Below are 24,729 nucleotides of genomic sequence, written 5' to 3'. Positions count from 1 at the left end.
AAATATTAGTCTGCTTTCAAGCTCTTTACAGGATTAGCCAATGCTGCTTTTATGGATTGATAACTTACGGTAGCCAATGTTACCACCAATGCGGCCGCTCCTGCTAAACCAAAAATCCACCAGCTTAATGCTGTTCTATATTGATAATCGTTTAACCAACCTTCCATAAAATAGTAACTTAACGGAATGGCAATAAATGCTGAAATAAAGACTAGGATAACAAAATCTTTAGACATCAATTTCCATAACTTGAATACAGATGCTCCTATAACTTTTCTTATGCCTATCTCTTTGGCTCTTTGCTCTGCCATAAAAGAGGCAAGACCAAACAAGCCAAGACAACTAATAAAAAGGGCCAGGGTAGTAAATATTCCCACCAAGGTGGCCACCTGTTCCTCAAAAGCATATTTTTCAGCGAATTCATCATCGGCAAAAGAATATTCAAATGGAGTACTTGTATTATATTTTTTAAATACCTTATTAAGTTCATCTATCGCTTCAGAAGCACTAATACCTGAGTTGATCTTCGCATGAATTAAATTTAGACGTCCCTCAGAGGCTATAATGAAGGCTGTTTGATTGCTAGGAGAGTAAGCAGATTGCGATAGCATATTTTCCACTATTCCTATTACTTTGTAATCCTTTCCATAGGATTTTATCATTTGTCCAACAGGGTCAGTAAGGTTCATATAATCAACAGCGGCTTGATTTAATATCATAGCGGAAGAATCTGAAGCAATATCTTTCGAGAAATCACGACCATCAATAATATTCCAACCTACTGTTTTGCCAAAATCATGACTTACTGCCCCTCGATAGATATGAGGTTCCATATCAGGATCTTTTCCTTCCCATTCATATCCTCCATCTGAGGGCCAAATGCTGGTTACAGAGGTTTCCGAAGCAGAAACATCAGTAATTATATTCCCAGCTACTAACTCATTTCTAAATCGTTCAAAATTCTTTCTTACCTCCTCTGTCTTAATAGGGATATTCATCAGACCGTTTAAGTTATACCCCAGAGGTCTATCTTTTGCAAACTGTATTTGTTGATAGACTACTGTGGTTCCGATAATTAGAGTAATGGATACGGTGAATTGTACAATGACTAATACCTGACGAGGTAGAGCTGCTCCCTTGCCTAATTTATAGGTGCCTTTTAGTGCTTTTATGGGCTTATAACCTGAAAGGAAAATAGCCGGATAACTACTGGAGACGAGCGTTATAATTAGAACGCTACCTAAAATTATGAACCAGAAAGCGCTATTGAACCAAGGTATTATAATACTTTTTTCAGCTACTGCGTTGAACCAAGTTAGATTGAGTGTAGCCAATACAATACCCAGAATAAATGCCAATATTACTAAGATAAAAGACTCTATAGTAAACTGCCAGACTAGCTGACCTCTTTGTGATCCGATTACTTTGCGAACACCTACTTCTTTAGCACGCTTCTGAGAACGAGCTGTACTTAGGTTCATAAAATTGATACAGGCGAGTAATAAAACAAACGCTCCAATTGAGCCGAACATCCATACATATTGTATGCGACCACCCACATTCTCTCCATTTTCAAAGTCAGAGTACAACCGCCATTTTGCCATTGGATAAAGGAAGAGCTCTGGCTTAAACTTGGCACCGAAATCATTAGGAAGAATATTGTTGGCTTTAACATCCTTTATGGCTAAGGAAGCTTGATTGATGGTAACATTATCAGCCAGGGTTACAAATACTTGTAGCCAGTTATTTCCCCAACCTATATATGTTCCTCCAGCACTGAACATGCCAGTACCACCTCCGGCCAAAATATCTAAAGGAGCTATAAAACCTAGCTCTCCTTTGAAGCTATCTGTAGATTTGAGGTCTTCATAAACACCGGTAACCTTTAATTCCCTACCGTTGTCAATCTTTAGTATTTTGCCGATTGCCTCACTTTCCGCAAAAAATCTTTTGGCTACAGAGGAGGAGATTAGGATAGTCGTAGCATTGTCAAATGAGGTTCTGGTGCCTTCACGCATGGGCAAAGAAAGCAGTTCAGGAGCCTGCTCATCCATGTAGCAACCAGTAACATTAAAGGCTTTATCATCCAGTGCTAAAATTGAATTATATGGAAAAGAGGAAGTAACTATATGATCAAAATAGTTGCTATAGTTAGTTTTGAGTGCACTTCCTAATTGATAAGATTGACTCCCCCAAGTATCTGTTTCGCCATTGACTGTATTGTGCTGTAGAACAGCCGCTATTTTATCATAATTGTCATAATGTTTGTTAAAGGATAATTCATCGAAAATCCATAGCCCTATTAGCAAAGCTGTTGTTACCCCAAGGGCTAATCCAGCGATATTTAATGAGGAATAGCCTTTGGTTTTTGTGAGGCTTCTCCATCCGATAGTAAAGTAATTTTTTAGCATACCATAATTGTTTAAATTTTCAGAGCCTTCCAAAGGCCTAATTATCCCCGGCCTAAAAAGCCTGATAACATCTTTAGTAAATCCCCACTTTGCAGCCCTAATTGATTTTTCGTCAACTCTTCTTTCGAAGCGTTCAAACAAATCCCCTTCAAGATCTTCTACAAAGTCTGGGTTGCAAAACCAGCGGAAGAAGCGGAGGGGGAGTTTAGGTGGATGCTGCTTAATTGTTTTCAATTCAATTAGAAATGGTTAGTTATTTTTCTGTTTTGAGAATCAACCTCTATTTATTCACTTTTTAAATTGTTCACAGGGTTAGCTGTTGCAGCTTTTAAACCATGTATGCCTGCCGTGAGCACTGCAATGGACACAACAACTAATCCTGCCAGAGCAAAGGCCCACCAGGGCAAATTAATACGATAGGTAAATTCACTTAACCACTCTTGCATTAATAAATAAGCAATAGGTGAAGCAATGAGAATAGCCAATAATACAAGTTTTACAAAGTTGCTGGATAAGTTGTTGAGTAGACTCCAGACTGAAGCACCTAGTACTTTTCGGATGCTGACTTCTTTCTTTCGTTGCTGAATCATATAAGAGGTTAACCCAAACAAACCCAAACAGGCAAGTATGATTGCAATGCCTGAAAACAAATTCATGGTTTTGCCCAACTGGAGCTCTGTCTCATATAATCGATTATAATCCTCATCTAAAAAATGATAACTGAATGGTCTATCTGGCATAAACTGTTTCCATTGTGTTTCAATGTATGCAAGGGTTGAGGGCATATCATTTCCATTTACTTTTACAAGTAGTTTTCCTCCCCAACTAGCTGTGAACAATACTAAAGGGTTGATGTCATTTCTAAGTGATTGAAAATTGAAATCTTGAATAACGCCAACTATTATGCCTTCCTTATTTAATATCATCTCCTGACCAATAGCCTCTTCAGGAGTCCATCCTAATTTTTTTGCGGCACTTTCGTTAATGATATAATGAAAAACCATTTGGTCCCAGTCTTCTTCATTAGTAGCGTCAACTTGTTGCCCGGTAAAATTTGTACCTGTAATTAATTTTAAGCCGTTTACCTCAAGATAATTGTTATCCACTGGATTAGCATTTACTGGAATTACTTCGTTTTCAGGCATTGAGGGCAGACGCATACTATATCCGCTTTCAATGTTTACTGGACTATTAGCTGTGCGGCTCACGCTTAAAATCTGTGCATTTTTAGCCAATTCCTGTTTGAAGGTAGAAAGTGATTGATGAGAATCGCTCCATCCTATAGGTAGTAGTATTACATGATCCCTGTCGTATCCCAAGTCTGTTTTTTGAATAAAATCAAGCTGACTTTGAATAACGAGTGTGCAAATAATAAGAAATACCGAAATACCAAATTGAAATATTGTGAGCGATTGCTGTAACCAACGTGCGGAGGAGGTATTTTTAAAAACACCTTTAAGCACCTTTGCTGGTTGCATGCGTGCTAAGACTAAAGCAGGATATCCTCCTGCAACTAAACTGATTATGATAGCAATGCTTACAACCACTAACAGAAAGTTGACGGTATACAAATCAGAAAGTTGTAAACTACGATCAATTAACTGATTAAAAGAGGGTAATAATATAGCTGCCAGACCTACACTCACCACAATGGCAAGTAGGCATAGGGTAAATGATTCAACAATAAACTGCCAAAATAACTGACCTCTTACTGCTCCAGATACTTTTCGAATGCCTACTTCTTTGGCACGTTCAATGGATTTAGCAGTTGTTAGATTAATGTAAGTAAAGCATACTATCATTAGAATGAGTAAGGCAACGGCACCCAGAATATATAGATAACTTACGCTGGTATTTTGCACAAAATCGCTATGTGGGGAGTGAAGGTGTATTTTGTCAAAATGTTCTAGTGAAAAGCTGATTTTTGCCCCGCTGCCTTCCATTTCTTTTTCCACGTATGGATTGATTTTTTCCTCCAATGAAGCAAATGAATGCTCATCATTTAATAATAAATAGGTGGTATAGTTGGCACTGAAATATGTTTCTTCCTGATTTTGGCCTAAAGATGAAAATGAAGCCAAAAAGTCAAATCGTATTTGCGAAGTGTAAGGATAATCGCGAATGACTCCAGTGACTTCATAAGGTGTTTTTTCAGTCCCTACTTCAAGAATTTTTCCTAACGCATTTTCTTCAGGAAAATATTTATTGGCCATACTTTCAGTGAGCACTAGCTTGTTTTTTCCATCGAGCGCAGTGGCTGGATTACCTTGAAGTATTTCATAGTGAAAGGCATCAAAGAATGAAGAATCAGCATAAATAAAACCGGACTCGGATACTGGCTCATTATTGAGCAGTAAAATCCTTGAAGCGTCTACCATTCGGATTCCTTTTATCACTTCTGGAAATGTGCGTGAAAAAACAGGAGCAACTTTTGTGCTAGTAAAGATCCCTACATTTGAATCTGAACTTCCATCAAAACTATACTCCATTACTACCCTAGCTATGCGGTTTGCTTTAGGTTGAAATTTATCATAGCTCAATTCATGTTGAATGAACAAAGCAATAAGCAAGCAAGAAGTAATGCCAATTGTTAGCCCTACCATGTTGATGATTGTAGATGGCTTGTTTTTCCAGAGCGCACGTAAAGCAATCTTAAAATTGTTTCTAAACATGTCGAGTTGATTTAGTTGTTGTATTTGAGTTATTGGTTTTATTAAGGCAGGCCTAAAAAGCCTGATTACATCTTTAGTAAATCCCCATTTTGCAGCCCTAATTGAATTTTCTGTCGCTCTTTTTTCGAAGCGTTCAAATAAATCCCCTTCAAGATCTTCTACAAAGTCTGGGTTGCAAAACCAGCGGAAGAAGCGCAAAGTAAGATTTGGTGGATTGATTTTATTCATTCTTCAACGAATTGGTAGGGTTTTGCAATGCTGCTTTCATTGATTGCCAACTCATGGTGCCAAAAGCAATTATAGAAATTGAAATAGCTGCAATAATGTAGATTCCTATGCCAATAGATGCCTGATAGGCAAAGCCTTCCAACCATTTTGTCATGGCAAACCATGCCAATGGTGCCGCTATTATGAATGCAACTATAAGCAGCTTAGATAAATCTTTGGAGAGGAGTAGCACAATAGATCCAACGGATGCACCTAAGACTTTGCGAATACCAATTTCTTTAATGCGCTGCGATGTGGTATAAGTAGTAAGTCCGAATAATCCCAAAAGAGCGATAATAATGGCAAGCATAGCAAAGGCGGTAAACAACTCAGCGAATTGGTTGTCTGCTTTGTATTGTTGATCGAAACTGTCGTCCAGAAAGTAATAACTAAACGGGCGATGAGGAATTAGTTCTTTCCATTTGTTTTCGAGATTTTGAATTGTGCTATACAAATCATCAGTATTTACTTTTAGTGAAAACATGGCCATACTAAAAGGTTCATACCTTAATGACAGGGGAGCTACTTCGTTGTGTAGTGATTGATAGTTGAAGTCATCCAAAACACCAATAATTTTACCTTCTCTACCCCATTGAGAAAACTTTTTACCGACTACCTCTTCCGGGTCTGTATAGCCCCACTGCCTCGCAGCTGCCATATTTATCATTAGTGCCTCTGTAGAATCTGAATAGTAATCATAAGAAAAAGCACGACCTGCCAACAATTTGATGCCATAAAAAGGCACAAAATCAGGGTCTATTTCATAAATGGCAGGGCTGTGAGGTACCATTTCACCATTTTGGTCTTCTATTAGTGTGCCGGCATTAGGATGATACCCACCAGGCACTGCCCTGGAAGCACAAACAGAACTTATACTTGGGAGATTAGTGAATTCATTTTTAATGGCCTCAATGTTTCTTGATACCTCACCGTCAAAACCAAATTCAAGAATTAAGGTTTGATCCTTGGTAAAACCTAAGTCATGATTTTGCAAATATTGAAGCTGGTTGTAAACTGTTGAGGTGCCAATGATAAGACCTATGGTTAGAATGAATTGAAAAGTGACCAGCCCTTTTCTCAAAACCACTCCGGAAGACCCTGTTTTAAAATTACCTTTCAACACTTTGGCGGGTTGAAATTTAGATAGAAGGAATGCCGGGTATGATCCAGCTAACAATCCAATGGTCAAAATTCCAATGATAAAAACGCCAAGAAATAAAGGATTAAGGAAAGTGCTGATGCTAATTTGAACTCCCGTAAGTTCATAAAGATAAGGCGCAGCAACTGTTACAATACAAATAGCAATTACACCTGCAAAAAGGGCTAGTAGGATAAATTCTGATAAAAATTGATTAATCAGAGAGTATTGCCGCGCACCGACTACTTTGCGAATGCCTATCTCCTTAGCACGTTCCAAAGACCTTGCTGTTGATAGGTTGATGAAGTTGATGCAGGCAATAATGAGAATAAATAACCCAATGATAGAGAAGATGATAAGGTTAGTAACACTGCCAGTTTTTCCTGCTTGTCTGGCTGCCACTGAGTGGAGGTATGACCCCTTCAATGGCTCAATATCCAAATAGAAATTAGCATGTTCCCAGTCAGAAGTATACTTTTCTCCCAGTGGCTGTAGTTTAGGCTTTATTGATTCAACGCTAGCACCTTCTTTCAGCGTGATGTAGTTGTAGAAATCCACATACCCCCAATTATCAAATATGCCAGGACGAATGTCATAGAAGGTTGCCATTGAAATGATCCCATCGAAAATGAATTGAGAATTATTAGGAACATCTTCCATTACACCTGTTACTACACATTCCCTCACTTGCTCTAATATTACCGTCTTACCGAGAACATCAGTAGTCCCAAAGTACTTCTTCGCTAATGTTTCAGTGAGCACTATACTATTTGGCTCTGTAAGTACTTTATCTGGGTTTCCAGCTATTAGGTTCCAGCTGAAAACTTTAAAGACAGTCGAGTCCCCATAAACTACATTCTTTTCATTGTATAGCTCGTCATTTGCCTTTATTAGCTTAGAATGGCCGGGAGTAAACCTGCAGAAGTATTCTACTTCTGGTAGCTCTTCCTTAAGCGCTGGCCCAACAGGGGCGTTGCCCCAAAATCTGAAATTTTCTGGTGTTGGAGGTATGTCACGTTCTGCACCAGCATGTGCTCCTTGCAAAATCCTATAAGTACGGTCAAGGTTTTCATGATACTGATCATAAGAAAGCTCTTTAAACACATAAAAGGCAATAAAAATACACGAAGCCATACCCACAGCGAGGCCTGAGATATTTATGAAAGAGTAAAACTTTTCTTTAACGATATGTCGCCAGGCTACTTTGTAATAGTTGTTAATCATTGTTGTGTTGTTAAAATTTTGAATTTTGAGAGATTTCATTAGTGATGGTCGAAACAATTTCAACACATCTATAATAAACCGCCACTTTGCAGCCCTAATTGATTTTTCGTCAACTCTTCTTTCGAAGCGTTCAAATAAATCCCCTTCAAGGTCTTCTACAAAGTCTGGGTTACAAAACCAGCGGAAGAAACGCAAAGGAAGATTTGGTGGCTGAATGCTATTCATTTCTTAGAGCGTCTATAGGGTTAGCTAATGCTGCTTTAAATGTTTGAAAGCTTATGGTCACCAGCGCAAATACAAGTATGACTGGACCTGCAACACCAAACATCCACCAGGACAGATCAATTTTAAATGCAAATTGAGCCAGCCAATTTTGTGCGAGAAAGTAGCTAGCCGGTATAGAAATGACCATGGACAATAGGATCAATTTGGTGAAGTTACCAGTCAGTATAGAGACAATCTTGAGGCCACTAGCACCTAATACTTTTCTAATGCCTATTTCTTTTGTTCTTATTTCGGTGACATATGCCATTAAGCCAAATAACCCCAAACCTGAAATGAAGATGGCCAAAACAGAAAAAGCATTGACAATTTTTGACATGTTGGTTTCGGCTTTGTACATATCGTCTAATCTCGAATCTAGAAATTGATAGTCAAAAATAGCATCTGGCGAAACTTCTTTGATTTTACTTTCAATCTGTGCCATGGACTCCTCAATCCGTGAGCCTTCCAGTTTTACTAAAATTTGATTAGTCCATTCTGGTTTGTAAGACAGAATCAAAGGCTCTATTTGATCGTGTAGCGATGTAAAATGGAAGTCATCAATCACACCAACTATTTCACCTTTTGCTTCCCCTGAACTATTTTCGATGATCGCCCCAATAGGGTTTTCAAGCCCCAGGGATTCAACAGCCTTTTTGTTTAAAACAAAAGCATCAATAGAATCTTGAGTTGTTACGAAGTCACGACCTTCAAGCAAGGATATACCCATGGTTTTGATATAGTTATCATCAACGCGCATAACTCTTGATGATGGGTAATCTATGCCTGGATCTGCTCCCTGAGGTGTAAAGTGCTCAACGCTTAAGTTGTCTCCAATAAGATTTGAAGCTAGTGCAGCATTTAAGATAGATGTATGTTGCGTGAGTTCTGAATGAAAAATTTCCCAGTGTTCGGCCAGGTATGTTCTAAAGGCTCCATATGATTTTATAGCTACCACCTGATCTTTGTTGAAACCTAAATCTTTCGACTTTAAATAGTTGGTTTGCAGCAGAAGTATCAGCGTACTTGTTAATAGAGTGATAGATACTGTAAACTGAAATACAACCAGTACTTTTCTTATTAATACTCCAATTGAATTAGGGGTCTTATCAGATTTTTGGGAGAGAACAGAGCTTTGTCTGGCAATGTAAAAGGCTGGGTAGGTTCCTGATAAAAAACCGACTATCAGTACTAGTCCTACCAGTATTTCAATATTAGTTTTAGTTAGCAACCCTGAGTAAGAGATAGGCAAATCTACCAACTCATTATAGGCAGGTAGCGCTAAGTTGGCAAGGAAAAGACCCAACATGGTGGCTATCAGAGTTGTGATAAAAGCTTCACTTAGAAATTGGAATACTAGCTGACCTTTTTTTGCTCCTAGCACCTTTCTAACGCCAACTTCTTTTGAGCGTTTTATGGCTTGCGTAGTAAAAATGTTAATGAAGTTTACACACGCAATAAGTATGATGAACACAGCCAAGGCCGAGAAAATATAGATAAAAGTGATGTCGCTATTAGCACTCATTTCTTGCTCTTTGTGCGAATGCAGGTGGATTGATTTAATCGGAAATGCTCTAAAATGGGCTTGCGCATTATCTACCTCTTCTTTAGCATCATCAGGATAAAAATCATAGGTAACTTCCTGCATCCGGGTATTTATATATTTAGCACTCTGATGATCATCAAATAGGGCATAGGTGTAGGTTACCATCCAATTTTTATTCGAAGTCCATGACTCAGGCCTCTGTTTATAGAAGGTGGACATGGAAACAAAGTAGTTCATTTTAAGATGAGAGTTTTTAGGCAGGTCTTGCACAACGCCTATCACTTCATACTCTTCCCTATCATTAAGAATAACAACCTTTCCAACGGGGTCTTTATGGCCGAAAAATTGGTTGGCCATGGTTTCTGTAAGGACAATTTTGTAAGGCTCATGAAATTTTGACTGGCTATTACCATTTAAAAAGTCCAGATCAAACATCTTTAAAAACTCGGCATCTACATAGTATCCATTTTCTACCTCAGCTTTAAAATCATCGGTTTCAACTATCTGGCTGCCGAATGCTGCTACCTGACTTATGCGACTGGCTTCTGGTAGGTGAAACTCTAAAAAGCCTTTAAGTGGTGGTGATGATTTGGCCCATTTTAAACTAGAAATTCGATATATATTGTCCGCATTAGTATAGCTATTTTCATAGCTCAATTCGCTTTTTAAATGAAGTATAATTAGCAAACTGCTGGCAATACCTAGTGCTAAACCAAGGATGTTAAGAGAACTGGAAATTCTTTGTTTACGGATATTTCTAAATGCTATTTTTAAATAATTGGTATACATATCCATGTTGTTGAGATTTTGAGAACTTGTCAATGGTCTGATTATGCCCGGCCTAAAAAGCCTGATTACATCTTTAGTAAATCCCCACTTTGCTGCCTTGAGAGATTTTTCGTCAACTCTTCTTTCGAAGCGTTCAAATAAATCCCCTTCAAGATCTTCTACAAAGTCTGGGTTGCAAAACCAGCGGAAGAACCTTAAGACCCAATGAGGAGGAGTAATATTTTGAGTTTTTGGCATTATGCGCTAAATGAGAATTCTGGTATGGCATTCCACAGCTCCATGCGCTGTTCTTTGGTTTCTGTTAGTACTTTTTTGCCATAAGCAGTAATTGAAAAGAAGCGTTTTCGCTTGCCGCCCCTTACTTTGGTGGCTTCACCAAACTCTGAAGAGAGAAAGCCTTTTTTCTCCAGTCTTCTTAAAACAGTTTGTAATGCACCTATGCTTACCGAGCGCTTCAGCCTATTTTCCATCTCATCAATAATGGCAATTCCATAAGCTTCATCTTTCAGTATAGCTACCGTTAGCAGGACGATTTCTTCAAACTCACCTAAATTATATTTACCCATAATATTTATTTTAACTAAATTGTAGTCTTTATACGAAGGTAGTTAAAGAAGGTTATATTTACCTTAATTGTAGTTTTAATTTATGGACTCAAATACAACATGGTACTCATTGTGCACTTAAGATAGGTATCCATGTACTTTTAAATCCAAATGATCTGTAATAGGAGTTAGTTTTCCATCCTTCAGGATTAGATTTTTGTCAGAAACAGAAAGTACATCTTTATAGTAGTGATCAGTAATAATAATACACTTGTGCGATTTTATTTTAATTAATAATGAAGCCACCAAGCCTTTATACGTGGGCTCAATCATAGAGAAGGGTTCATCTAATATTACAATGGGATGATCTAGGTGGGAAATAAGTAATAACTCGACATATCGCCTTTCGCCCATTGATAAATTTTTAACAAGCTTTCTTTCTATAGAGGCCATTCTTGGAGCATAGAAAATCTCATTTTGTTGGTCACTCTCATCAAAATAGATGGGAATAATATCCCTTACTCGCGTATTGAGAGGTAAAAAGGTTTGTTGTGGAAGAAATGCTATAACCTTATATCGCCTAACATTGGCGGGGTCAGTCGGCACATTATCTATTTCAAGATAAATACTTTCTGGAATCAACGTACCGAATAAGATTTTCATTAGAGTAGATTTTCCGCTTCCATTTCTTCCAAAAATTGCCGTAATCTCTCCTGAATTACATGTTAATTCAGCACTATCGAGAATGCGATTACTTTTGAAGGAGTGATTGATAGTATTTGCGAATAGGGTCATTCAGGAATGAAGCTTAGAATGTAGAAGTATAAAGCTAGTATTGGAAGAGAGAGGAACAGGTTTAGAAGGTAAAGCTTAATTACCAAACTGAACTTGGTGTATCCGAGGTTGTAGTAAAAGTACAGTTCTTCACTTCTGAGAAAACTATGGATGATAGTGCCAATCCCAGGGCCTATCACGATCAGGCTTATTATTCCCCAGAGTACTCCAGTTACCATGCTAATGATAATGCTGAATATTACGCTATATAATATTGTGTCTTGGTAAAACTTGAACAGTGATCTCACTATCCAGTTTGAAACAGAAATTATGCCATTTCTTTTTTAATGCGTATGAGAAAAAGTTTAAACCTTTTCCACAACAAAAATCATCCTCTCTGACTCCTCAGCTACATAGGAAGACAGGTCATAATCTCCAAAAATGCTAATAATCTCAAGACCGGCTTTTTCAAAATACTGTAAAAAATCAGCTCTTCTCAACGCCTTTACTTTTTCAACAAATTGGTAATCTTTATTCTCGTCTTTAAAACGAATGTTTTTGACAATATAATCATCAGGTGAGATGTCCTTGGTTATGTGGAATTCAATATTGTCAATAGTCTTTATTTCTTCTGGTATGAGATGATGAATTACTGTGTATGGATTAAGAAAGTCCAGAATAAATTTGCCTTCTGGTTTTAAAGATTGAGCAACAGAGGCAACGGCTGCCTCATGTTCTTTTTTTGTTTCAAAATAACCAAAGCTTGTAAAGAGATTAAATACAAAATCGAATTGCTGATTTTCATAAGATAGTCGCATGTCATGAACTTCAAAATGGAGCCTGTCATTAGCGAATTGCCTTGCATGTTTTATGTTTTCTTCTGAAAGGTCAAGCCCGGTAACCTCAAATCCTTTTTTATTAAGGTAAATGGCATGTCGTCCCTTGCCACATGCCAGATCCATGAGTTGATGCCCGGTGGTTATCTTAAGGTGTGCTGTTAGGTTGTCTATAAATTTCCGCGCTTCGGCATTGTCACGGTTTTTATAGAGTATATGATAGTAAGGGGAATTGAACCACTCGCCAAACCACTCCTTTTTCATTCTTCGGCCTTTTTTATGAAAGGCTTTATACCTTCTGTTGCATAATCTGCTAGAGAACCTTCAGACTGACTAAAAATTAAATAAGCATCATATTCAGGGTGCTGGTTAAGAAATTCAATGGCGCTGTCTTTACCCATCACCATAAATGCTGTTGCCAATGCATCAGCGGTTTGACAGTCTTCAGCAAAAACAGAGGCACTAAGTAAGTTATGCTGAATAGGATAACCTGTAGCCGGTGATATGGTATGTCCGTATTTCACGCCATCAATAATATGATAATTGAAATAATTGCCAGAAGTGGCCATGGCCTTGTTTTCAAGTGCTACCTGAGCATAAGCAAACTGACTTATCTCATCAGAATCTGGGTGCATAATTCCTATAATCCAAGGAGTATTACGTTCCAGATTTTTACCAGAAGCCACCACTTCTCCGCCAATTTCCACAAAGTAGTTCTCAATACCATTATTTCTTAAATAACCAGCAACCACATCTACACCATAACCCTTGGCAGAAGCACTAAAGCTTATGGTAGTACGACTGTCATCTTTAACGACTGATTCTGGGTTAAATTTAATTTTGTCGTAGCCAACAAACTGTCTGAGTGAGTCAATATGTGCGCTGTCTGGCCGCACTTGCTCACCCGGACCAAAACCCCAGGCATCTATCAAAGGCCCTATGCTTGGGTCAAAAGCTCCATTGGTTTGGTCGTATACAGTTCTTGCAGCTTCAAGGGCAGGCAGAAAATAAGGGAGCGCAAATCGAAACGAGTCAGTTTTGTTGAACTGACTGATTTCAGAGTCAGGAATGTAGGTATTTAGGCTTTCATTAAACACTACAAGTAAAGAATCAACCTGTGGTTTAAAATTCCTTTTGTCCTCATCAAAATACTTGACGTTATAAGTAATCGGCCCCATTGTTTTACCACTGAACCAAATGACTTCCTGCTTAGTGTTTTGTCTATAATGCCAAACCAAAAACATGGCCGAAAATAAGCCCAGGGTATAAAGTATGTTTTTTAGTCGCAGGGTCATATTATTAAATTTTGCCGCAAATTAATGAATTTGGAATGGCTTATGATTACTTTAGAGCAGGAAATCGACAATATATGCGCGAAGATTATCTGCAAGCTGATGATGAGAATTTAGGCCCTGTTGAAAAGGAATTTGAACGGGCACTACGCCCATTAAACTTCGGGGATTTTACCGGACAGGGTAAGGTGGTGGAGAACATTAAGGTTTTTGTTCAGGCAGCTCAGAAGCGTGGTGAACCCCTTGATCATGTGTTATTGCATGGCCCTCCGGGACTCGGTAAAACCACCCTTTCACACATTATTGCCAATGAACTCAATACTAACATCAAAGTAACTTCTGGGCCGATTCTGGATAAGCCCGGGGATTTAGCGGGTCTTTTGACCAACCTTGAGGATAATGAAGTTTTGTTTATTGATGAAATCCACAGGTTAAACCCGATAGTGGAAGAATACCTCTATTCTGCCATGGAGGATTTCAAAATTGATATCATGCTGGATTCAGGACCAAGTGCCAGAACAGTACAGATCACCTTGGCACCTTTTACATTGATAGGCGCTACTACAAGATCAGGGCTATTGACTTCACCGCTTCGAGCCAGATTTGGCATCAATGCCAGACTGGAATATTATGATGCAGAATTGTTAACCAGTATTGTAAATAGATCATGCAGCATTTTAAATACAACCATTGATAAAGATGCGGCTTATGAAATAGCCAGGAGAAGCCGGGGTACACCAAGGATAGCCAATAACCTGCTAAGAAGAACAAGGGATTTTGCTGAAATTAAAGGTGATGGTACCATCAATATGGACATTGCCCAAATGGCACTGACAGCTCTGGATGTTGATCAGCATGGATTGGATGAAATGGACAACAGAATTTTGTCAACTATTATCGAAAAGTTTAAGGGTGGGCCAGTAGGACTATCTACTATAGCTACGGCTTGTGGCGAGGAAGCTGAGACTATTGAAGAAGTATACGAGCCCTATTTAATACAAGAAGGCTACATAAAAAGAACTTCAAGAGGCCGTGAAGCCACAGAGCTTGCTTACAAACATTTGAAGATTGTGCCTCCCAGCAGAACAGGCGGACTGTTCGAATAGGAACATTTTTTTAAAAATATTTCATGTACTATTTTAATGGTTAAACACTAAATAAAGCCTGTTCTATTTGCTTTAAACCCGGATTTTTAAGAGATAAGCAAGTGTTAACCCAAACTGGGTTAGTGGACTTCACTTAAGTATTGAAAAAAAGTTCAAAAAAAGTTTAACATTTTGTAATAATTGTCGTCTAAGAGGTACTAACTGGTCAAATAATCAAAACCATGAAAAAGGAAAATTTAAGATTCTTAACTATTTCGCTGGGAATTTTTGTGGTGTTCTTATTAACGGCTATGAGTTTCAATCATTCCTTTAATGCCCGAACAGACCATGAGACACATACCAAGATTTTAGGCAAATACAAGTCGATGCCAGTGATAGCAACTCCACTTTATATTTTGGCCAAAGGCCTGAATATTGTCAATAAGTAATTAATATCTTGAGATTGCTTTCCCAGCCCTTATCTTTGGGCTGATGCCAGGCAAGTCTACAATTCAAAACAATACGAATTTAATAAAGCAGGAAGCCGGGAATCTCGGCTTTATGTTTTGTGGTATTTCCAAAGCTGAATTCTTATCAGAAGAGGCTCCCAAATTAGAACAGTGGCTTTCCAAAGGTATGCATGGTTCCATGCAGTATATGGAAAACCATTTTGATAAACGCCTTGACCCAACCTTGCTTGTCCCAGGAGCAAAGTCGGTAGTTTCATTGGTATATAACTATTATCCCAAGAAGGATCTGGCTAGTTCAGACAGCTACAAAATAGCTAAATATGCCTATGGGCAAGATTATCACTATGTGGTGAAAGACAAACTGAAATCGCTGCTTGAAACTATTCATAATAAAATAGGTGAAGTTGATGGCAGGGCTTTTGTTGATTCGGCTCCTGTAATGGAGCGCCAGTGGGCTGAGCGGGCTGGCGTTGGTTGGATAGGCAAAAATAGTTTGCTCCTGAATAAGCAAAGTGGAAGTTTTTTCTTTCTGGCTGAGTTGATACTTGACCTCGAACTTACACCTGATGGCCCGGTCAAAGACTTTTGTGGCACCTGCACTGCCTGTATGGATGCCTGCCCGACTGATGCCATCCCTGATCCTTATGTTGTGGATGCCAGTAAGTGCATTTCATATTTTACAATAGAGTTGAAGGAACAAATTCCCAACGAGGTAAAAGGCAAATTTGAAAACTGGATGTTTGGTTGTGATATCTGTCAGGATGTATGCCCATGGAACAGGTTTTCAAAACCTCATCAAGAACCTGCATTTGAGCCTCATGAAAAGATAGAGGGCATGACCAAAGGAGATTGGGAAGAGATAACCGAAGAAGTTTTTCGTGAAATCTTCAGAAAATCGGCAGTTAAGAGAACCAAATACGAAGGGTTGAAAAGGAATATTAAATTTCTTAAGTAGTACCACTCAAAAAATATCGGGGTTATTTCTTCCCAGCAGGAGAATTTTGATTGCTTGCCTAAACAAAATTGACTATTATCGATTAATAGTCTTATTACTGTCAAATCAAAAAGAATGCGCAAACGCTCTTTTTTACAAATAAATACACTCCTTTTGGTGTTTTTTGTGACTTCAAACTGGTGTATTGCCCAGCGAGCAAACTACAGAACCCTTGATTTCTTTGATAATAACAACGGCCTTTCTCAGGGTACTGTCAATAGTATTGTCCAAGATAAATATGGTTACATATGGCTAGGTACACAGGATGGGCTTAATAAATTTGATGGTTTAAATTTTACAGTTTATAAGAGCGATCCGGACGTTCCAACAAGCATAAACGACAATTTCATTACCTCCATGGTAGAAGATTATAATGGCGATTTATGGATAGGGACAAGAAACGGTGGACTCAATAGGTATGACATTAAAACAGGGCTATTTGAATCATTCAAAACACAAGCGGATAATTCAAAATCTATAAGTTACAACTGGGTAATCTCATTGCATATCACTGCAGATAGCACGCTATGGGTGGGTACTCAAGGCGGAGGGTTAAACAGGTTTAATAGACAAGATCAATCATTCGATGTTTTTAAGCATAATGTCAGAGATTCGGGCACGCTTTCAAGCAATAATGTGCAATGCATTTTGCAAAAGGACAAAAACACACTTTGGATAGGTACCGATAAGGGGCTTAATGCATTTAATATTCAAACCGGGGTAATTAAGAAGTATTTAAATGACCAGGAGAATTCTGAATCAATTTCCAATAATGATATATTATCACTTTATCAGGACAATAATGAAACACTTTACGCAGGTACTAATGGTGGAGGTTTAAATGTAAAAAAAGGAGATAGTTTCATTTCATATGTTAGCGACCCTAATGCAAGCGGCTCAATAACGAGTAATAATGTCATTAGTCTACTGCCCGGAGACCCTGATGAAATTTGGGTGGCAACTGACGGAGGAGGTCTTTTAAGCTTTAATGTAGAAACCAAAAGATTTGTAGAGTTTCAGGTCTCCTTTCCGCGGCTTAACACATTATACCTGGATAATAACAGCAATCTTTGGATAGGCGAACGAGGGGGATTAAATAAAATCGGAAAACACAGCGGAATGTTTACCATTTATAAGTCCGATGTCAATGGAGATTTGATAGCGCCCAATGGTGATATTCATGCCTTGTGTGAAGATAAAGAGGGATTCATCTGGTCAGGCACTTCTGTTGGAGGGCTGAAAAGGCTTGATCCCAAAACTTTGGAAACAAAAACCTATGTTCATACTTCTGAGGCCGGCTCAATTTGCAGTTCGGCTATTAACTTTCTATTAATAGACTCCAAAGACCGAATTTGGGTGGGTACCTTGGCGGGGTTGAGCAGATATGTAAAAGAAACTGATTCATTTATCAATTTTTTGCCTGGAACAGGATCAAAGAGTTTAAGCGCTGGTAGGGTTAATTTTATTTATGAAGACTCAAAAAACCAGATATGGATTTGCACTGATAATGGACTTAACCGATATGATGAGATAAATAACCAGTTCGATGTTATTAAAAATGATCCGTTTAACCCAAACTCTTTATTGACCAACAATCTTTCAACTATTGTTGAAGATTCTGACGGGATATATTGGATAGGCTATTCATCCAGGGGTTTTGGCAGCTATGATGCTGAGAAAAATATTTTTAAAAATTATGAGCATCAGGATGACAACCCTAACTCTCCCGCAAATGATAGAATAGCCTATCTCTATGACGATGGAAAGGGAAATTTGTGGTTGGCCACCTATGGCGGTGGTCTGGATAAATTTGAAAAGAAGAGCGAAAAGTTCACCCATTATAACGAGAAGCAAGGGCTGGCCAACCCGTCATTATACTATGTAATCAACGATGAGTTTGGCTACCTGTGGATGAGCCACAATGATGGCATTTCAAGGTTTAATATTGAGTCCGAGACTTTTAATAATTATTTGAAAGGAGTGGAATTCAATGGACGCGCCCACTATAAATCACCAGATGGAAAGATACTATTGGGCGGCTTTGATATAGTTACTTTTTATGCCGAAGATATTACTACCAACGAGACCATACCGCCTGTTCATATCAATGAATTCAAATTGTTTAATGAATTGGTGGTGGCCAAAGATTCACTTGGAATTTTAAGTCAACTGCTTGAGCAGACAGATTCAATTACCCTTAATCATGATCAGAATTTCTTTTCTTTTGGCTTTGTTGCACTGAATTTCACTGATGCTGTCAACAACAAGTATAAATACATGCTGGAGAATTTTGACGATAGATGGCGCCAGGGTGATGGTAACTCACATGCCTATTATACCAATGTGCCTCCAGGCAATTATGTTTTCAAAGTTCAAGGCTCAAATAATGATGGCTTGTGGAATGAAGATGGAGATAAAATCTACATTAAAATTTTGGCTCCATGGTGGGACCGTTGGTGGTTTAAAGTCGCATTGCTCATTGCGTTTCTGATGATTTTTGTCATTTTCTATAAACTTCGGCTAAGCAATATCAAACAACAGAAATTGGCTTTGGAAAAACTTGTGAATCAAAGAACGTCAGAAGTATTGGAACAACAACAAGAGATACTGGCACAAAAAGAAAGCATTTCTGATCAGAATGAACAGCTAAAAGCACTGAATGAAGAGAAGAATGATTTGATGCAGATTGTCGCGCATGATTTAAGAAGTCCCCTCAATCAGATCAAAGGTCTGGCTTCAATCATAAAAATTATCAATCCTGATTTAAATACAGAAACCACCAATTCTATTGATCTAATCAATGACCTGATTGACCGTCAAAGCACCATGATTGGTAAGATTCTAGACGCCAATGCCATTGATGCAAAGAGAACCAATGTTAATATGAGTTCGCAGCATATTAATCCTTTACTGCAAAGGATTGTAAATACCCTTAAGGTGGTAGGGGCGGCCAAGAGTACATCCATAGAATTAAACTTGTCAGAAAAAGAGCCCCAAGCCTGTGTTGATCCTAATTATCTTATTCAGATACTGGAAAACATCATTTCCAATGCCATTAAATTTTCTCCTCGAAACTCAAAAGTTCGAGTATCTACCATAGTGGAAGATGGTAAAGTAAGAATAGGGGTGGAGGATGAAGGCCCCGGTATTTCTGATAAGGAAATGAGGTTTTTATTTGAGCCATATAGTAAGTTATCTGCAAGGCCCACGGCTAATGAGCAAAGCAGCGGCTTAGGCCTCTCCATTGCCAAGAAATATGTAGAGGTAATGCACGGCAAAATATGGTGTGAAGGAGCCAAAGGAAAAGGCGCAAAATTCTTTGTGGAATTTGATGAGGTTTAACTTGGCCTCCTTCTGTTTAATGGTCTTTTAGTAAGCTGCTATGTAAAACACTTTTGCAATACTGACTGATGCGTTTCCCCGAATTTAGAGTAGCACCAGTTTCTCAATTCTTCGATTTCTTTTCCAACTAGAGATTTTAAAGCCTTCTTAAGTTCTTTCTCAAATAACTTTAAATCAAAACTAACTTTAACAAGTATGGTTTTAAAATAATCTAACATAGTTGTTGGTTTTAGGTGAAACATTAGTTTATCCTTTTTAACAACCTTTAGCATAGTATTCGTTAATGCTTTACTAAAGTTGACATACCTTTGTACGAGTTATAAAACTATAAAGATTCATCAATTTTATATGATGCAGAAAAACAGATACATTGGTTTTCTTTTAGTTCTTTTTTCACTGAGTTTTAATTTAAATACTCGTGGTCAGGAAATAGAATTGCAGCTTGGGCCACCAGAGATTGGTGAGAACCAGGCTTGGACAATAACTATTTCAATCTCTAATGAGAGGCTGCAGAGCTATGATAATTTTCCTGATATTGACGGTTTTCAAAAACGAGGAACTTCATCATCTTCCAGCACACAGATAATTAACGGCCAGGTTTCTTCTTCGCAAAGTATTACCATGACTTATGTGCCTCTAAAACAAGGCGATGTGCGGGTTAGGCCATTTAGCATGACTGTGAATGGCAAAGTGGTAAGCTCTCAAGGCACTGTAGTGAAAGTTGGCCCTCCTATTCAAAGACAGCGCAGTAGAGATCCTTTCAGAAGTTTATTTGATCACAGCCCTGGAGATGATCCTTTTAGCAGAGGAGGAGAAACCGAATTTGTGGATATAGATGAAGATGCATTCCTGGCTCTAACCACTAGCAAAAATGAAATTTATGTAGGGGAAGGAGTGACAACTACATTATCATTTTTTGTAGCTGAAAGGAATAGAGCACCATTACAGTTTCATGAGTTAGGTAAACAGCTATCAGACATCTTAAAAGTAGTTCGTCCGGAAAATTGTTGGGAAGAGAATTTTAATATCGAGAACATCAATGGCGAATCCATAACCCTTAACAATAAGCGTTACACACAATACAAAATTTATCAGGGCACTTTCTATCCATTAAATGCAGAAGACATTGTATTTCCAAAAGTAGGATTGGAAATGATAAAATATAAAGTGGCTAAAAACCCATCTTTCTTCGGACAAAACAGAAAAGAAGATTTTAAGACTTTTTATTCAAGGCCAAAAACAGTCAGGGTTAAAGAGCTGCCACCACATCCTTTGAGAGACAGAGTGGCTGTAGGTGATTACCTGTTGGATGAGCGGATTAATACCACCGACCTTGAAACAGGGCAGAGCTTCTCTTACGAGTTTAATGTTTATGGAGAGGGTAACATATCTGCTGTTAATAAACCGATTGTCACAAGTGATGATAATTTTGATTTCTATGAGCCCAATGTTACACAAAACATTAATAGGCGCTCTGGCCGTGTAACTGGTTCTAAATCTTTTAGCTATTATGGAATACCTAAAGAACCGGGAGATTACCAACTTTCTGACTATTTCAATTGGATATTTTTTAATCCAAAATCCGGCAGATATGATACGCTTCAATCTGAACAGGTAGTAAAAGTTATTGGTGAGAGCAAAAAGAATGAATCGATTCAATCTAACGATTTGGGCTCATTTTATGACCAGATTGAATTCGTGGATAATTCCCTAACTAGTACAGACAGCTTTGAATGGGTTAAAATATTTGCCAACATTCTTATTTTAGGTATGTTAGCAACTTCGGTAGTTATCTTTTTGAAGAAAAATTAATCCAACCAGTACTTTGGGAAACTCATTCGGCAATATTTTTAGGATTACAACCTTTGGTGAATCTCACGGAAAGGCGATAGGTGTTATCATAGATGGATGTCCTGCAGGATTGGAGATTGATGAGGCATTCATTCAACAAGAGCTTGACAGGCGCAAACCAGGCCAATCCAAAATAACCACGCAGCGCAAAGAGGATGATACTTTTGAAATCCTTTCTGGGGTTTTTGAAGGCAAGTCAACAGGAATGCCCATTACCATAGTTATTGCTAATAAAGACCAAAGAAGTAAAGATTATTCTCATATAGCAGATCAATTCAGGCCATCACACGCTGATTACACTTACCAGCAGAAATATGGCATTAGGGATTATAGAGGTGGAGGTAGAAGCTCAGCCCGGGAGACAGCTGCACGAGTAGCTGCAGGAGCTATTGCTAAAATGGTGCTTAAGCAGCATGATATTAAAATAGATGCCTATGTCTCGCAAGTTGGTGACATCAAGGCTCCTGATCATACAACACTGGATTTTTCAAAAACAGAGTCTAATATAGTCCGTTGCCCGGATCAAAAAACAGCGGACGAAATGATTGAATTAATTGATCAGGTTCGTAAAGACAGGGATACTATTGGGGGTGTGGTGACGGGAGTTTTAAGGAATGTGCCTGTAGGCTTAGGCGAGCCCGTTTTTGATAAACTACATGCCGCTCTTGGAGGAGCTATGCTGGGTATTAATGCGGTTAAAGGTTTTGAATACGGAAGTGGGTTTGAAGGTGTTAAGATGCGCGGCTCTACCCATAATGACGAATTTTATACCGAAGGTGATAAAGTAAAAACAAAATCAAACCACTCTGGAGGAATTCAGGGAGGCATCTCCAATGGAGAAGAAATATATTTCAATGTAGCCTTTAAACCTGTGGCTACTATTATGCAAGATCAGGATAGTGTTAACGAAAAAGGTGAAGCAATAAAAGTAAGTGGCAAGGGTCGTCATGATCCGTGTGTGGTTCCCAGGGCAGTTCCTATTGTGGAAGCCATGGCCGCTTTAGTTGTCGTTGACTTTTTTATGATAGCGCAAACGTCTAAATTGCGCTAATTTTTATCTTTTATGAAGAATTTACCTTTACATACGAAAATCATCATCGGTCTGGTAGCAGGGGTTATCTGGGCATTTTTATCAAGTTATCTGGGCTGGAATGAGTTCACTATTAACTGGATAGATCCATTCGGAACCATATTTATCAGACTTCTGAAATATATAGCAGTGCCTTTGGTGTTATTCTCCATTATTAGTGGGGTCTCAAGCTTAACGGATGTTTCAAAGCTTGGGCGTCTGGGAGGCAAAACATTAGCCTTGTACCTAACTACTACGGTAATTGCCGTAGGTATCGGACTCGTGCTGGTTAATGTTGTTAAGCCAGGTACTTTTCTTGATGAAGATCAAAGAATTAAAAACAGAATTTCTTACGAGAAGTGGGTTCAGGACACTCCGGGCGTGCCACAGCCAAAGGACGGCAGAAATTTCTTGAATGACCCTGAGTTAAGATCAAAAGTGGAGGAGGTAATCAGCCAGAAAGATCTTGATAAAATGGATGCTAAAAATGAAATTGTGGCTAAGCGTCAGGCTGCGGCCGAACAAACGAAGGAACAAGGACCATTACAGTTCTTTGTTGATATTGTTCCTGAAAATATTATTCTGGCCATCTCCGATAATGGATTGATGCTTCAGGTGATCTTCTTTGCCATTTTCTTTGGTATCACCATCGTATTTATACCAGCCGAACAAGGAAAACCGGTCATTGATTTTGTGAATAGTGTTAATGCCGTTTTTTTAAAGATGGTTGATATTGTAATGAAAGCAGCACCGTTTTTCGTATTTGCACTTCTGGCTGGAGTTATTGCAAAAATGGCAGACACGCCAGCAGAAGTTTGGGAAATATTCAAAGGCCTCGGCTCATACTCAATTACTCTTTTCGTTGGATTGATGTTTATGGTGTTTGTCTTCTATCCTTTGATTATAACAATGTTCATCAAAAAACTGACTTACAAAGAATTTTTTAAGAACATTAGCCCCGCGCAGTTTTTGGCATTTTCTACCAGCTCTAGTGCTGCTACCTTGCCAGTAACAATGGAATGCCTCGAAGACAATATGGGTGTTTCTAAAAATGTAAGCAGTTTTGTTCTACCAATTGGTGCAACAGTCAATATGGACGGTACAAGCTTATACCAGGCCGTTGCGGTAATCTTTATGGCGCAGCTGCACATGGTGGATTTAACACTTGGCCAGCAAATGACAATTGTATTAACTGCTACTTTAGCATCTATAGGAGCTGCAGCTACACCAAGTGCCGGTTTGGTAATGATGATAATTGTTCTTCAGTCTGTAGGCTTAAATCCTGCATGGATTGCCATTATATTCCCGGTCGATAGGATACTTGATATGTGCCGAACAGTAGTTAACGTTACCGGTGATGCCACGGTGGCAACCCTTGTTGCAAAATCTGAAGGCGAATTGACCAAATACAGCTAATTGCGAACTAAACAGGGAAGAAATTGTTCTTCTTTTAAATCATTAAATTATGCAAGCGACATCTTCATCAACTTCCAAAGTTGTTAATCTATATTTAGAGGCCAATCCTAATCCAAACTCTATGAAGTTTGTGGCCAATTTTATGCTTTTGCCTGAAAGCATGAGTCATGATATACCTTCTATAAAAGAAGCAGATAATTCTCCTTTGGCTCAACAGCTATTCTCTCTAGAGTATGTTGACAGGGTATTTTTTATGAGCAATTTCGTTACAGTCACTAAGAAGGATGGTATTGACTGGTTAGAAATACGCGAAGAAATCAAAAACATCATCAAGACTTATCTGGAGTCAGGGAAACTGGTTATTGATGAAATCTCAGATCAGAATCAAATTGATGAGAATGATTCTGAAACCGTAAAGAAAATCAAAGGCATTTTGGATGAATACATTCGCCCTGCGGTGGAGCAAGATGGAGGGGCTATCTCTTACCATTCTTTCGAAGAAGGTAAATTAAAGGTTTTACTTCAGGGCTCTTGCAGTGGTTGCCCTTCTTCAACGGTAACGCTAAAAGCGGGTATTGAAAATCTCATGAAAAGAATGCTTCCTGAGGTTCAGTCTGTTGAAGCGGAAGGTGTTTAATACTATCTCTTAAAAATCATATTGCCTACAGCCAAGGTCTTACTATTTATTAATTGTAAATATTAAGGTTTGTCGTTATATTGGTTGCTTTTAAACCACCTATAATCAGG

Annotated in this window: 17 protein-coding genes; 8 read left to right on the top strand and 9 right to left on the bottom strand. The window is 38.4% G+C overall.

What is annotated here, in order from left to right:
• Positions 1-5 precede the first annotated feature (5 nt).
• From RIB54_RS19925 to RIB54_RS19885, 9 genes are all read right to left on the bottom strand, one after another.
• The gene (locus RIB54_RS19925) at positions 6-2,645 is read right to left on the bottom strand and encodes an ABC transporter permease (RefSeq protein WP_350102602.1); all 2,640 of its coding nucleotides are present in this window, start codon (positions 2,643-2,645) and stop codon (positions 6-8) included.
• A 50-nt stretch (positions 2,646-2,695) separates the two neighbouring features.
• Complete coding sequence (locus RIB54_RS19920) at positions 2,696-5,311, bottom strand: ABC transporter permease (RefSeq protein WP_350102599.1); 2,616 nt, start codon at positions 5,309-5,311, stop codon at positions 2,696-2,698.
• Entirely contained in the window at positions 5,304-7,937 is a 2,634-nt protein-coding gene (locus tag RIB54_RS19915; protein ID WP_350102597.1) for an ABC transporter permease, read from the bottom strand. The genes RIB54_RS19920 and RIB54_RS19915 overlap by 8 nt, the downstream gene beginning before the upstream one ends.
• Positions 7,930-10,545 (bottom strand): ABC transporter permease, encoded by a 2,616-nt coding sequence (locus RIB54_RS19910; RefSeq protein WP_350102594.1) that lies wholly within the window; start codon positions 10,543-10,545, stop codon positions 7,930-7,932. Before RIB54_RS19910 ends, RIB54_RS19915 begins: the two co-directional genes overlap by 8 nt.
• Entirely contained in the window at positions 10,545-10,874 is a 330-nt protein-coding gene (locus RIB54_RS19905; RefSeq protein WP_155178550.1) for a PadR family transcriptional regulator, read from the bottom strand. Before RIB54_RS19905 ends, RIB54_RS19910 begins: the two co-directional genes overlap by 1 nt.
• 117 nt (positions 10,875-10,991) lie before the next feature.
• The gene (locus RIB54_RS19900; RefSeq protein ID WP_350102592.1) at positions 10,992-11,648 is read right to left on the bottom strand and encodes an ATP-binding cassette domain-containing protein; all 657 of its coding nucleotides are present in this window, start codon (positions 11,646-11,648) and stop codon (positions 10,992-10,994) included.
• Positions 11,645-11,935 (bottom strand): hypothetical protein, encoded by a 291-nt coding sequence (locus RIB54_RS19895; protein ID WP_350102590.1) that lies wholly within the window; start codon positions 11,933-11,935, stop codon positions 11,645-11,647. Before RIB54_RS19895 ends, RIB54_RS19900 begins: the two co-directional genes overlap by 4 nt.
• Positions 11,936-11,992: 57 nt before the next feature.
• Entirely contained in the window at positions 11,993-12,727 is a 735-nt protein-coding gene (locus tag RIB54_RS19890; protein WP_350102587.1) for an SAM-dependent methyltransferase, read from the bottom strand.
• Positions 12,724-13,758, bottom strand: a complete 1,035-nt coding sequence (locus RIB54_RS19885) for an FAD:protein FMN transferase (RefSeq protein WP_350102584.1) — start codon at positions 13,756-13,758, stop codon at positions 12,724-12,726. The genes RIB54_RS19890 and RIB54_RS19885 overlap by 4 nt, the downstream gene beginning before the upstream one ends.
• Positions 13,759-13,832: 74 nt before the next feature.
• Here RIB54_RS19885 and ruvB point away from each other — a divergent pair, with 74 nt between their 5' ends.
• From ruvB to RIB54_RS19845, 8 genes are all read left to right on the top strand, one after another.
• Positions 13,833-14,861 carry a Holliday junction branch migration DNA helicase RuvB gene (ruvB, locus tag RIB54_RS19880; RefSeq protein WP_350065010.1) on the top strand — a complete coding sequence of 343 codons (1,029 nt, stop codon included), beginning with the start codon at positions 13,833-13,835 and terminating at the stop codon, positions 14,859-14,861.
• 221 nt (positions 14,862-15,082) lie between these two features.
• Positions 15,083-15,289, top strand: coding sequence for a hypothetical protein (locus RIB54_RS19875; RefSeq protein WP_350064995.1), 207 nt, complete (start codon positions 15,083-15,085; stop codon positions 15,287-15,289).
• 43 nt (positions 15,290-15,332) lie between these two features.
• Positions 15,333-16,265, top strand: a complete 933-nt coding sequence (gene queG / locus RIB54_RS19870; protein WP_350102583.1) for a tRNA epoxyqueuosine(34) reductase QueG — start codon at positions 15,333-15,335, stop codon at positions 16,263-16,265.
• A 114-nt stretch (positions 16,266-16,379) separates the two neighbouring features.
• On the top strand, positions 16,380-19,646 hold the full coding sequence (locus tag RIB54_RS19865; protein WP_350102581.1) for a two-component regulator propeller domain-containing protein: 3,267 nt from the start codon (positions 16,380-16,382) through the stop codon (positions 19,644-19,646).
• A 348-nt stretch (positions 19,647-19,994) separates the two neighbouring features.
• A complete protein-coding gene (locus RIB54_RS19860; protein ID WP_350102579.1) occupies positions 19,995-21,458 on the top strand; it encodes a BatD family protein in 1,464 nt (487 codons plus the stop codon).
• A 13-nt stretch (positions 21,459-21,471) separates the two neighbouring features.
• Positions 21,472-22,548, top strand: a complete 1,077-nt coding sequence (gene aroC / locus RIB54_RS19855; protein WP_350102578.1) for a chorismate synthase — start codon at positions 21,472-21,474, stop codon at positions 22,546-22,548.
• Positions 22,549-22,560: 12 nt separating this feature from the next.
• Positions 22,561-23,982 carry a dicarboxylate/amino acid:cation symporter gene (locus RIB54_RS19850; protein ID WP_350102576.1) on the top strand — a complete coding sequence of 474 codons (1,422 nt, stop codon included), beginning with the start codon at positions 22,561-22,563 and terminating at the stop codon, positions 23,980-23,982.
• A gap of 49 nt (positions 23,983-24,031) precedes the next feature.
• Entirely contained in the window at positions 24,032-24,619 is a 588-nt protein-coding gene (locus RIB54_RS19845) for a NifU family protein (RefSeq protein ID WP_350102573.1), read from the top strand.
• Positions 24,620-24,729 lie beyond the last annotated feature (110 nt).

The organism is Fulvivirga sp., from assembly GCF_040218215.1.
In the GTDB taxonomy this organism is placed as follows: Bacteria; Bacteroidota; Bacteroidia; order Cytophagales; family Cyclobacteriaceae; genus Fulvivirga.
This window is presented reverse-complemented; position numbering and strand designations above follow the sequence as displayed.